Here is a 12,541-nt window from a genome sequence, read left to right on the forward strand (position 1 = left end):
CTTAGCGTTTTGCCTGCCAGATACGAGCCTGATAATCACGGATTGAGCGGTCAGAGCTGAACATACCGCAGCGCGCGGTGTTCAGGATACACGCGCGGGTCCAGGCATCCTGGTCGCGATACAGCACGTCGACCTGCTTCTGCGCTTCAACGTAAGCGGTGAAGTCCGCCATCACCAGGTACGGGTCGCCGCCCTGTTTGTCCATGCTGTGCAGCATCTGGTCAAACGCGTGCTTGTCGCCGTCGCTGTACTTTCCGCTTTCCAGCTCTTTCAACACTGCATCCAGCACTTTGTCTTTTTTACGCCATTTCACCGGGTCGTACCCTTTGGCTTTGATGGCTTTCACTTCTTCAACAGTATGGCCGAAGATAAAGATGTTCTCTTCACCGACCTTCTCGGCGATTTCAACGTTCGCACCGTCCAGCGTGCCGACGGTCAGCGCGCCGTTCAGGGCCAGCTTCATGTTGCCGGTGCCGGACGCTTCTTTACCGGCGGTAGAGATCTGCTCGGAAATATCCGCCGCCGGGATCAGCATTTCAGCCGCAGAGACGCAGTAGTCCGGCAGGAACACCACCTTCAGCTTGTCGCCCACTTTCGGATCGTTGTTGATCGCCGCCGCCACTTTATTAATGGCAAGGATAATGTTTTTCGCCAGGTAGTAGCCCGGCGCCGCTTTCGCACCGAACAGGAACACGCGCGGGACGCGGTCGGCCTGAGGGTTCTCGCGGATCTCTTTGTACAGCGCCAGAATGTGCAGCAGGTTCAGGTGCTGACGTTTGTACTCGTGCAGGCGTTTGATCTGGATATCGAAAATCGCATTTGGGTTAATTTCAATTCCGGTACGCATTTTCACGAACTCGGCCAGACGTACCTTGTTCTCCAGCTTAATGGCGCGGTACTGCTCGCGGAACTTCGCGTCGTCAGCGTATTTTTCCAGGTTGATGAGCTGGTCCAGATCGTTGGCCCACTCTTTCTTCAGGGTCTTGTCCAGCAGGCCGGCCAGCAGCGGGTTGCACTGTTTGATCCAGCGACGCGGCGTAATGCCGTTGGTCACGTTGTGGAATTTGGTCGGCCACAGCTGGTGGTATTCCGGGAAGAGATCTTTCACCACCAGATCCGAGTGCAGCGCGGCCACGCCGTTCACCGCAAAGCCGCTTACCACGCACATGTTTGCCATGCGCACCTGTTTGTTGTGTACCACGGCCAGCTTCGCCCAGACGGCTTTGTCGCCCGGCCAGGTTTTCTCCACCAGCGTTTTGAACTGGTCGTTAATCTTATTGATGATCTGCATATGGCGCGGCAGCAGCGTTTTCACCAGCTTTTCATCCCAGCACTCCAGCGCTTCCGGCATCAGGGTGTGGTTGGTGTAGGCGAAGGTGCGGCTGGTGATGGCCCAGGCGTCGTCCCAGCTCAGCTGATGCTCGTCGATCAGCACGCGCAGAAGTTCCGGGATGGCAATGGTTGGGTGCGTGTCGTTGAGCTGAATAACTTCGAAGTCCGGCAGCTGCGCCAGCTTGCGGCCCGCCAGGTGGTGGCGGCGCAGAATGTCTGCCACGGAGCAGGCGCACTGGAAGTATTGCTGCATCAGGCGCAGCTTTTTACCCGCCAGATGGTTGTCGTTCGGGTAGAGCACTTTGGTCAGCTTCTCGGCGTCGATACCCTGCTGCTCGGCGCGCAGGAAATCACCGTCATTGAATTTAGTCAGGTTAAATGGATGCGCGTGCTTCGCCTGCCACAGACGCAGCGGCTGCGCCACGCCGTTACGGTAGCCGAGCACCGGCAGATCCCAGGCTTCACCGGTAATGGTGAACGCTGGTTCCCAGAGCCCCTGCTTCGTGACTTTCCCGCCAATCCCGACCTGCACATCCAGCTGTTCGTTGTGGCGGAACCACGGGTAAGTATTACGATGCCAGTCGTCCGGCGCTTCCATCTGGTGGCCGTCAGCGAACGACTGGCGGAACAGACCGTACTGGTAGTTCAGACCATAGCCAATGGCCGACTGGCCCACGGTTGCCATGGAATCCAGGAAGCAGGCTGCCAGACGTCCCAGACCGCCGTTACCCAGCGCCGGATCAATCTCTTCTTCCAGCAGATCGGTCAGGTTGATGTCGTGTTCTTTCAGCACATCGCCGACGTCCTGATACCAGCCAAGGTTCAGCAGATTGTTACCCGTCAGACGGCCAATCAGGAACTCCATCGAAATGTAGTTGACGTGACGCTGGCCTTTCACAGGCTTCGTCGCGGGCTGAGCGTCCAGCTGCTCTGCGAGCGCCCCGCTTACCGCCTGCCACCACTGGTGAGGCGTCATCTCGTTTGCAGCATGAAGGCCAAAACGCTGCCACTGACGCGTCAGGGCAGCCTGGAATTGAGCTTTGTTGAAAGTAGGCTGTGACATAGGGAATCGGCATCCTGTAGAGAGAAAACACATTTGGCGCTAGTGTGCCTGGCTCATTGCGCCTCTTCCTCCTCCTGTCGGGGATTAGGCAGGGAGGAGTAGCGGGGATGAGCATAAAAGTGTGATCGAGGCCACTGTGTAAGTGTGCGCTTCGCTGAAAAAGCGATCCCGGAAGAGCGTCAAAGAAATGAAATGCAGTTTCGGAGGAAATTAATCATCGCTGAAATGATTACTTACGTAGAATAATATTTCTCACGTACAGCGGCTTTCCAGCAACACTATTAAGCCAGAGCAACTTTCCCCAAAGTTAATTAACTTCACCGTCATTATCTCTTTCTGAAACCAGTTTCAGCGCAACCGCGCGCCATGCAGACAAGCCAGTAACAGCGCGGCATCCAGCCATTTATGAAAAGTTCCACCAATGATGAGAATGTTTTGTGACAGAGTGCAAATTCAGAGCCTCCAAACCCAGACATAACTTGCAATAGTTCCTCTATTGGCCGAACTTATAGATATTAATTACGAAGCGCAAAAAAAAATAAATTCTCTCGTTCCCCACAGTGAAGTGAAAACTATGTTGATTCCGTCCAAATTAAGTCGCCCGGTTCGTCTTGACCATACTGTGGTCCGCGAGCGCCTGCTGGCTAAACTTTCCGGTGCGCATAATTTCCGACTGGCGCTGGTTACGAGTCCTGCGGGTTATGGAAAAACAACGCTCATTTCGCAATGGGCGGCAGGTAAAAGCGATCTTGGCTGGTACTCCCTGGATGAAGGTGATAACCAGCAGGAGCGTTTTGCCAGCTATTTAATTGCCGCGATTCAGCAGGCAACCAACGGACACTGCGTCACCAGCGAGGTGATGGTGCAAAAGCGCCAGTACGCCAGCCTGTCCTCTCTGTTCTCCCAGCTGTTTATCGAACTGGCCGAATGGCATCGCCCGCTGTATGTGGTGATTGATGATTATCATCTGATCACCAACCCGGTTATTCACGAGTCCATGCGGTTCTTCCTGCGCCATCAGCCGGAAAACCTGACGCTGGTCGTCCTGTCGCGCAACCTTCCGCAGCTGGGCATTGCCAACCTGCGGGTGCGCGATCAGCTACTGGAAATTGGCAGTCAGCAGCTGGCCTTTACCCATCAGGAAGCGAAACAGTTCTTTGACTGCCGTCTGACTTCTCCGATTGAGGCGTCGGAAAGCAGCCGCCTGTGTGATGACGTTGCAGGCTGGGCCACGGCGCTTCAGCTGATTGCCCTTTCCGCGCGGCAAAACAATAGCCCAACGCACCAGTCCGCGCGCCGCCTGGCGGGCATCAACGCCAGCCACCTGTCGGATTATCTGGTGGATGAGGTACTCAACAGCGTAGACCTCACTACCCGCCATTTCCTGCTGAAAAGCTCCCTGCTACGTTCGATGAACGATGCGCTGATTGTGCGCGTCACCGGTATTGAAAACGGGCAGCTTCAGCTCGAAGAGATTGAACGTCAGGGTTTGTTCCTGACGCGAATGGACGATCCCGGCGAATGGTTTAGCTACCATCCGCTGTTTGGCAGCTTCCTGCGCCAGCGTTGCCAGTGGGAGATGGCCGCAGAGCTGCCAGAAATTCACCGCGCCGCCGCCGAAAGCTGGATGGCGCAAGGTTTCCCGAGCGAGGCTATCCACCATGCGCTGGCCGCCGGAGATGCCGGTATGCTGCGCGATATTCTGCTCAACCACGCGTGGGGACTGTTCAACCACAGCGAACTGACGCTGCTGGAAGAGTCGTTAAAAGCGCTGCCGTGGGAGAGCCTGCTGGAGAATCCGCGTCTGGTGCTACTCCAGGCCTGGCTGATGCAGAGCCAGCATCGCTACAGCGAAGTGAACACCCTGCTGGCGCGCGCCGAGCAGGAGATGGAAAGCGAGATGGATGCCACCCTGCACGGCGAATTTAACGCCTTGCGTGCGCAGGTGGCGATTAATGACGGCGACCCGGAAGAAGCCGAACGGCTGGCGATGGTCGCGCTGGATGAGCTGCCGCTGGCGAATTTCTACAGCCGTATTGTGGCCACCTCGGTACACGGCGAAGTGCTGCACTGTAAGGGCGACCTCACGCGTTCGCTTTCGCTCATGCAGCAAACCGAACAGATGGCCCGCCGCCACGATGTCTGGCATTACGCCCTCTGGAGCCTGATCCAGCAAAGCGAGATTTTATTTGCTCAGGGGTTCCTGCAGGCCGCCTGGGAAAACCAGGAGAAAGCGTTCCAGCTGATCCGTGAACAGCATCTGGAACAGTTGCCGATGCACGAGTTCCTGTTGCGTATTCGCGCTCAGCTGCTCTGGGCATGGTCGCGTCTGGATGAAGCAGAAAGCTGCGCCCGCCAGGGCCTGAATGTGCTTTCGAGCTTCCAGCCGCAGCAGCAACTCCAGTGCCTGGCCCTGCTGGTGCAGTGCTCGCTGGCACGCGGCGACCTGGATAATGCCCGCAACCACCTTAACCGCCTGGAAAACCTGCTCGGCAACGGGCAGTACCATAGCGACTGGGTCTCCAACGCCGATAAGGTCCGGGTGATTTACTGGCAGATGACCGGCGATAAAAAGTCCGCCGCCAACTGGCTGCGTCACACGCCTAAACCAGAATTTGCCAATAACCACTTCCTGCAAAGCCAGTGGCGCAATATTGCCCGCGTGCAGATCCTGCTGGGTGACTTCGAGCCTGCCGAAATCGTGCTGGAAGAGTTAAACGAAAACGCCCGTAGCCTGCGCCTGATGAGCGATTTAAACCGCAACCTGCTGCTGTTAAACCAGCTTTACTGGCAGGCGGGACGTAAAAACGATGCCCAGCGCGTGCTGCTGGAAGCGTTGCAGCTGGCGAACCGCACCGGGTTTATCAGCCACTTTGTGATTGAGGGTGAAGTGATGGCCCAGCAGTTGCGCCAGCTGATTCAGCTCAACACGCTGCCGGAACTCGATCAGCATCGCGCCCAGCGCATTCTGCGCGAGATCAACCAGCACCATCGCCACAAGTTTGCGCACTTCGATGAGAACTTTGTTGAACGTCTGCTGAACCATCCGGAAGTACCGGAGCTTATCCGCACCAGCCCGCTCACACAGCGTGAATGGCAGGTGCTGGGGCTGATCTATTCAGGCTACAGCAACGAGCAGATAGCCGGTGAGCTGGCGGTGGCGGCAACCACCATCAAAACGCACATTCGCAATCTGTATCAGAAGCTGGGCGTGGCGCACCGTCAGGACGCGGTACAGCATGCGCAGCAGTTGTTGAAGATGATGGGGTACGGAGTTTAGTTTTGTGCGGCCTGATGCCCTCACCCCGGCCCTCTCCCACAGGGCTGAGGGTTCCCCAGTAATTTTTTTATGCAGAAGCAATAAAGTTGCTTTCTAAATGACTGAGGGCTGTCAGCGATGCCCTGGTCCGGCTGTAAATCGCTGAGGCGTTTGCCTTCCGGCCGGGGCGAGGCGCAGGGATGCGCCGAGAGGGCGGCTTTACAGGGACGTTGCCTCCCCCCGTACCCGATAAGCCGGAAGGAATAAGCCGAGGGCACCGCGAAGCGGCGATTTACCGCCGGGAGCCCGGGTCGCCAGGGTGGTGGCGACTGAGCCACCCTGGCACGTTCACCGGTCATGTCGTTACAGAGTAGCAAGGAACATAAAGTGAACGGAATGACCACCACCGCCGTATGTTCCCCTCACCCTAACCCTCTCCCCGGAGGGGCGAGGGGATTGCTCAGTGCTCGCATTAATTTGTGGGGAACCCTCTCCCACAGGGAGAGGGAGAACAATTTGTAGGTCGGGTAAGCGCAGCGCCACCCGACACAACCGCTAGCACAACTCCAGCTGCAAATTGTTATCCTTAATCACCTGCAACACGCCCGCCGGCGGCATCTCGTCGGTGTAGACCGCATTAACCATGCTAATGCTGCCCATGTTGACCATCGCATTGCGGCCAAATTTCGAGTGATCCACCACCAGCATCACGTGGCGCGAGTTCTCAATAATCGCGCGCTTGGTGCGCACCTCGTGGTAATCAAACTCCAGCAGCGAGCCGTCGGTGTCGATGCCGCTGATCCCCAGAATGCCGAAGTCGAGGCGGAACTGAGAGATAAAATCGAGCGTCGCTTCGCCGATAATGCCCCCGTCGCGGCTGCGCAGTTCGCCGCCCGCGAGGATGATGCGAAAATCGTCTTTCTGCATCAACGTGTTGGCCACGTTCAGGTTGTTGGTCACCACGCGGAGGTTCTCATGGTTCAGCAGCGCATGGGCGACCGCTTCCGGCGTGGTGCCGATATCAATAAACAGCGTCGCGCCGTTCGGGATCTGGCTCGCCACTTTACGGGCGATACGCTCTTTCTCTGCCGTTTGCGTCGCCTTACGGTCATGCCATGAGGTGTTCACCGAGCTGGACGGCAGCGCCGCGCCGCCGTGATGGCGCAGAATACGGTTCTGATCGGCCAGGTCGTTGAGGTCACGACGGATGGTTTGCGGGCTGACGGCAAACTGCTCCACCAGCTCTTCAGTACTGACGTATCCCTGTTTTTTTACCAGTTCGATAATGGCGTCATGACGTTGTGTTTGTTTCATGAAATATCCCTGGGAATTATGTTCGTTTTCGCGCATGGAGCGTATCGGCCAGCGCCATCGCCAGCCCGACCGCCAGGCCGGTAACGTGCGCACCATTGGCGATAGACATACCAAACAGATCAAACCATCCGGCAATAAGCCATATTAACGCAAAGGTTATTAATCCACGTTGTAAATAGATGCCGCTTTCCGGGTCGCGCTCGCCTCTGAGCCAGGCGTAACCCATCAGGGCGTACACCACGCCGGATAACCCGCCAAACCACGGACCGCTGAATTTATGCTGCACATAGCCGCTTAACAGGGCGCTGATAAGGGTGATCACAATCAGCTTGCCGCTGCCGAGCCGCTTCTCCACTGCTCCGCCGAGATACCACCACCACAGCAGGTTAAAGAGGATATGCATCACCGAGAAGTGCATCAGCGCATGCGTGAAGTAGCGCCAGACGTCAAATTGCAGGGAGGGATCGTACGGCCATGCGAGGGCAATCATCACGCTCTGGTCGCCCACCACGCTCATAATAATGAAGACGATGATGCAGGCTGCCATCAAAAGCAGCGTAAACGGTCCTGCGCGCTCGCGGAGGGTGGCGAGAAACGGAAAACGTTGATAGTGCAGGCCACTGTCGGTCTGGCCGGATTGCCAGCTTGCTGCCAGATAACGCGGGTCGCCCGGGTTTTCCAGGAAACGCGCCAGCTCGGCGTTCACGCGCCCAGCCTGGCTTTCGTCTGCCAGCCAGACATCCGTCTGTGTATGCTGCTGAATAGTCAGGATAATGCCCTGCGTCGCCATATAGTCGACAAACGCCTGGGCGACGCGCGGGTTGCTAAAAGAGGTGATCATCAACATGGGCAGCGGTCGCTTATTTCCACACAAAAGGGGACAGTATAGCGGGATCAGCGCTCAAACGCGTATTCAACTTCTGCCGGGAAATGACGATGCCATGCATCGAAGCCGCCATCGACGCTGTATACCGCGTCGTAACCCTGCTGGAGCAGATACTGCGCCGCGCCTTTACTGCTGTTGCCGTGATAGCACATCACCATCACCGGCGTGTCGAAGTCGTTATCGCGCATAAACGCGCCCAGCGTGTCGTTGGTGAGATGGAACGCGCCCGGCGTGTGGCCCATCGCAAAGCTCTGCGGATCGCGGATATCCACCAGCACCGCGGTTTTCTGGTGCATCTTCTGATGGGCTTCTTCTACGTTAATACATTCAAACTGATCCATGGTGTTCTCATCTTATATTCAGGTGTGGTGCGGTTTTCCCCTCACCCTACCCTCTCCCGGAGGGAGAGGGAAACGGATCACCCTCTCCCCGTGGGAGAGGGCTGGGGTGAGGGCATCAGACCGCACCATTTTACCCCGTAGTGTACGTCCTGGCGGCGGGTAAACGCCATTATGTTATCCATATCACTCTAAATTGTTTTTTTGATGTTACCAAAAGCGCGTTCCTTTGCTATTATGAGCGATATCGAACATTTTTGAGCTTTAACGAAAGTGCATGAGGGTGTTATGGAAACCAAAGATCTGATTGTGATAGGCGGGGGCATCAACGGTGCCGGTATTGCGGTTGATGCCGCAGGACGCGGTTTATCCGTGCTGATGCTGGAAGCTAACGATCTCGCCTGCGCGACGTCGTCCGCCAGCTCCAAGCTGATCCACGGAGGCCTGCGCTACCTGGAACACTACGAATTCCGCCTGGTCAGCGAAGCGCTGGCCGAACGCGAAGTGCTGCTGAAAATGGCTCCGCATCTGGCGATCCCGATGCGCTTCCGCCTGCCCCATCGCCCGCACCTGCGTCCGGCGTGGATGATCCGCATCGGCCTGTTCATGTACGATCATCTGGGTAAACGCACCAGCCTGCCGGGTTCGACCGGTTTGCGTTTTGGCTCAGAATCGGTCCTTAAGCCTGAAATCGTGCGCGGTTTCGAATATTCCGACTGCTGGGTGGACGATGCGCGTCTGGTGCTGGCTAACGCGCAGATGGTCGAGAAGAAAGGCGGCGAGGTGAAAACCCGTACCCGCGCGATCGCCGCGCGCCGCGAAAACGGCCTGTGGATCGTGGAAGCGGAAGACGTGGATACCGGCGAGAAGTTTAGCTGGAAAGCGCGCGGCCTGGTGAACGCCACCGGCCCGTGGGTAAAACAGTTCTTCGATGACGGTATGCACCTGCCTTCTCCGTACGGCATCCGCCTGATCAAGGGCAGCCACATTGTGGTGCCGCGCGTGCATACCCAGAAGCAGGCTTATATCCTGCAAAACGAAGACAAGCGCATCGTGTTTGTGATCCCGTGGATGGACGAGTTCTCCATCATCGGCACCACTGACGTGGAGTACAAAGGCGATCCGAAAAACGTTGAGATTGAAGAGAGCGAAGTCAGCTACCTGCTGAAAGTGTACAACGCACACTTTAAGAAACAGCTGGCGCGCGATGACGTGGTCTGGACCTACTCCGGCGTGCGTCCGCTGTGTGATGACGAGTCTGACTCACCGCAGGCCATCACCCGTGACTATACGCTTGATATTCATGACGTAGACGGTCAGGCGCCGCTGCTGTCGGTGTTTGGCGGTAAGCTTACCACCTACCGTAAACTGGCGGAGCATGCGCTGGAGAAACTGGCGCCGTATTACAAAGGCATCGGCCCGGCGTGGACGAAAGGCGCCGTACTGCCTGGCGGCGATATCGGCAATAACCGCGACGATTACGCCGCGAAGCTGCGTCGCCGCTTCCCGTTCATTACCGAAGGAATGGCGCGCCACTACGCCCGCACCTACGGCAGCAATACCGAACTGTTCCTCGGCGACGCAAAAGAGATTGCCGATCTGGGCGAGCATTTTGGCCATGAGCTGTACGAAGCGGAACTGCGCTACCTGGTGGAACACGAATGGGTGCGCCGTCTGGACGATGCCATCTGGCGTCGTACTAAAGAAGGGATGTGGCTGAATGCCGAGCAGCAGTCTCGCGTGGCGCAGTGGTTGCAACAGCATGCGGGAAAGCGTGAATTGTCACTGGCGTCCTGAGGGTGACAAAAAATGCCCGGTGGCGCTGCGCTTACCGGGCCTACAGGATCGAGTAGGCCGGGTAAGGCGGAGCCGCCACCCGGCTTTGTTTTACAACCTCACCGGATCAATATGCCAGATATTCTCGGCATACTCTTTGATGGTCCTGTCTGACGAGAAGTATCCCATGTTGGCGATGTTATGCATCGCGGCGCTGGTCCACTTCTCCTGCTGACGGTACAGTTCGTCCACCTTATCCTGACAATCCACGTAGCTGCGGTAATCCGCCAGCACCTGATAGTGATCGCCAAAGTTAATCAGCGAGTCCACCAGGTCACGATAGCGCCCAGGCTCCTCAGGGTTAAACACCCCGGTGGCGATTTGCGTCAGCACCTGGCGTAACTCTTCATCCTCTTCATAATACTCACGCGGCGAGTAGCCCTGCTTGCGAAGCGCCTCCACCTCTTCCGCCGTATTCCCGAAGATAAAGATATTCTCCGCGCCCACATGCTCCAGCATTTCGACATTTGCGCCGTCCAGCGTGCCGATGGTCAGCGCGCCGTTCAGGGCAAACTTCATGTTGCTGGTGCCGGATGCTTCCGTCCCCGCCGTGGAAATCTGCTCTGAGAGATCCGCCGCCGGAATAATCAGCTGCGCCAGGCTTACGCTGTAGTTCGGGATAAACACCACTTTCAGCTTGTCGCCAATGTCCGGATCCTGGTTCACTACCTTCGCCACATCGTTGATAAGATGAATGATGTGCTTCGCCATGTAGTACGCGGAGGCCGCCTTACCGGCAAAGATTTTCACGCGCGGCACCCACTCCGCCGTCGGGTCAGCCTTAATGCGGTTGTAGTGAGTGATGACGTGCAGGACGTTCATCAGCTGACGCTTGTACTCGTGGATACGCTTGATCTGCACGTCAAACAACGCTTTCGGGTTCGCCACCACGTTGAGGTGCATCGCCAGCCACACCGCCAGACGTTTCTTGTTCAGCAGCTTGGCTTCCCGCACGGCTTTGTTCACCGTCGGAAAATCAATGTGTTGCTCAAGCTCGCTCAGCTGGCTCAAATCGGTGCGCCAGGTGCGGCCGATATTTTCGTCCAGCACGTCAGACAGCGGCTGGTTCGCCAGCGCCAGCCAGCGGCGCGGGGTGACGCCGTTGGTCACGTTGCAGAAACGCGTCGGGAAGATCTTCGCAAAGTCCGCAAACAGCGACTGCACCATCAGGTTCGAATGCAGCTCTGAAACCCCGTTGACCTTATGGCTGATCACCACCGCCAGCCAGGCCATGCGTACGCGGCGACCATTGGATTCATCAATGATCGAGGCGCGGCTCAGCAGGCCGGTATCGTTCGGGTACTGCTCCTGCAAGGTCTTGAGGAAGTAGTCGTTGATCTCGAAGATGATTTGCAGGTGGCGCGGCAGAATTTTGCCGAGCATATCCACCGGCCACGTCTCCAGTGCTTCACTCATCAGCGTATGGTTGGTGTACGAGAACACCTGGCAGGTCACTTCAAACGCGTCATCCCAGCTGAACTTATGCTCGTCAATCAGCAGGCGCATCAGCTCAGGGATCGACAGCACCGGATGGGTATCGTTGAGGTGAATCGCGGTTTTTTCCGCCAGATTCGCATAGGTTTTGTGCAGCTGATAGTGACGGCTAAGGATATCCTGAATCGTTGCCGAGACGAGGAAATACTCCTGACGCAGACGCAGCTCGCGGCCCGAGTAGGTCGAGTCATCCGGATACAGGACGCGGGACACGTTCTCAGAGTGGTTTTTATCCTCCACCGCCGCGAAGTAGTCACCCTGATTGAATTTACCGAGGTTGATCTCGCTACTGGCCTGCGCGTTCCACAGACGCAGCGTGTTGGTCGCATCGGTGTCGTAGCCGGGGATAATCTGGTCATAGGCCACGGCGAGGATCTCTTCGGTTTCCACCCAGCGGGATTTTTTCCCTTCCTGCTGAATACGCCCGCCAAAACGCACCTTGTAGCGCGTGTTGTGGCGCTTGAACTCCCACGGGTTACCGTACTCCAGCCAGTAGTCCGGCGACTCTTTCTGACGCCCATCAACGATGTTCTGCTTGAACATGCCGTAGTCGTAGCGAATACCGTACCCGCGTCCCGGCAGCGCCAGCGTCGCCAGTGAATCGAGGAAGCAGGCGGCAAGACGCCCGAGACCACCGTTACCCAGCCCCGGGTCGTTCTCTTCGTCAATCAGCTCTTCTAAGTCCAGCCCCATCTCTTCCAGTGCGTTTTTGACGTCGTCATAAATCCCGAGCGATAACAGCGCATTGGAGAGGGTGCGACCAATCAAAAACTCCATCGACAGGTAATACACCTGTCGCGTCTCCTGCGAGAGCTGGGCGCGGTTGGAGCGCAGCCAGCGTTCGACCATACGGTCACGCACCGCAAACAGCGTGGCGTTCAGCCACTCATGTTTGTTGGCAATAACGGGATCTTTCCCAATGGTAAACATCAGCTTATAGGCGATGGAGTGTTTCAACGCCTCAACGCTGAGCGTGGGGGAAGAGTAGCTAAATGGAGCATTCATATCAGTAACTTCGC

General features: G+C 56.9%; 7 protein-coding genes. 2 read left to right on the forward strand and 5 right to left on the reverse strand.

Annotated features, from left to right (window positions below):
• Position 1 precedes the first annotated feature (1 nt).
• Positions 2–2,395, reverse strand: a complete 2,394-nt coding sequence (gene malP / locus L350_RS02390) for a maltodextrin phosphorylase (protein WP_032626817.1) — start codon at positions 2,393–2,395, stop codon at positions 2–4.
• Positions 2,396–2,969: 574 nt separating this feature from the next.
• Between malP and malT the strand changes: the two genes are divergently transcribed.
• Positions 2,970–5,675: an HTH-type transcriptional regulator MalT gene (gene malT / locus L350_RS02385; protein ID WP_022649640.1), complete on the forward strand. Its 2,706-nt coding sequence runs from the start codon at positions 2,970–2,972 to the stop codon at positions 5,673–5,675.
• A 534-nt stretch (positions 5,676–6,209) separates the two neighbouring features.
• Here malT and L350_RS02380 read toward each other — a convergent pair.
• Genes L350_RS02380 through glpE form a run of 3 tightly spaced genes read right to left on the reverse strand, consistent with a single transcriptional unit; the run spans position 6,210 to position 8,195 of the window.
• Complete coding sequence (locus tag L350_RS02380) at positions 6,210–6,968, reverse strand: DeoR/GlpR family transcriptional regulator (RefSeq protein WP_022649641.1); 759 nt, start codon at positions 6,966–6,968, stop codon at positions 6,210–6,212.
• A gap of 16 nt (positions 6,969–6,984) precedes the next feature.
• The gene (glpG, locus tag L350_RS02375; protein ID WP_022649642.1) at positions 6,985–7,815 is read right to left on the reverse strand and encodes a rhomboid family intramembrane serine protease GlpG; all 831 of its coding nucleotides are present in this window, start codon (positions 7,813–7,815) and stop codon (positions 6,985–6,987) included.
• 47 nt (positions 7,816–7,862) lie between these two features.
• Complete coding sequence (gene glpE, locus L350_RS02370) at positions 7,863–8,195, reverse strand: thiosulfate sulfurtransferase GlpE (protein ID WP_022649643.1); 333 nt, start codon at positions 8,193–8,195, stop codon at positions 7,863–7,865.
• Between the two features lie 285 nt (positions 8,196–8,480).
• On the opposite strand from glpE, the gene glpD reads away from it, so the two are divergent.
• Positions 8,481–9,989: a glycerol-3-phosphate dehydrogenase gene (gene glpD, locus L350_RS02365; protein WP_022649644.1), complete on the forward strand. Its 1,509-nt coding sequence runs from the start codon at positions 8,481–8,483 to the stop codon at positions 9,987–9,989.
• Between the two features lie 90 nt (positions 9,990–10,079).
• Here the strand turns inward: glpD and glgP are convergent, their stop codons facing one another.
• Positions 10,080–12,527, reverse strand: coding sequence for a glycogen phosphorylase (gene glgP, locus L350_RS02360; RefSeq protein ID WP_032626819.1), 2,448 nt, complete (start codon positions 12,525–12,527; stop codon positions 10,080–10,082).
• Between the last annotated feature and the right edge of the window lie 14 nt (positions 12,528–12,541).

The organism is Enterobacter sp. MGH 4 (genome assembly GCF_000534735.1).
In the GTDB taxonomy this organism is placed as follows: domain Bacteria; phylum Pseudomonadota; class Gammaproteobacteria; order Enterobacterales; family Enterobacteriaceae; genus Enterobacter; species Enterobacter intestinihominis.

What these genes read in the sequence shown, in the direction of transcription:
- malT (WP_022649640.1), top strand. Translation starts at nt 2,970, where the DNA reads ATGTTGATTCCGTCCAAATTAAGTCGCCCGGTTCGTCTTGACCATACT.
- glgP (WP_032626819.1), bottom strand. Translation starts at nt 12,527, where the DNA reads ATGAATGCTCCATTTAGCTACTCTTCCCCCACGCTCAGCGTTGAGGCG.
- glpD (WP_022649644.1), top strand. Translation starts at nt 8,481, where the DNA reads ATGGAAACCAAAGATCTGATTGTGATAGGCGGGGGCATCAACGGTGCC.
- L350_RS02380 (WP_022649641.1), bottom strand. Translation starts at nt 6,968, where the DNA reads ATGAAACAAACACAACGTCATGACGCCATTATCGAACTGGTAAAAAAA.
- malP (WP_032626817.1), bottom strand. Translation starts at nt 2,395, where the DNA reads ATGTCACAGCCTACTTTCAACAAAGCTCAATTCCAGGCTGCCCTGACG.
- glpG (WP_022649642.1), bottom strand. Translation starts at nt 7,815, where the DNA reads ATGTTGATGATCACCTCTTTTAGCAACCCGCGCGTCGCCCAGGCGTTT.
- glpE (WP_022649643.1), bottom strand. Translation starts at nt 8,195, where the DNA reads ATGGATCAGTTTGAATGTATTAACGTAGAAGAAGCCCATCAGAAGATG.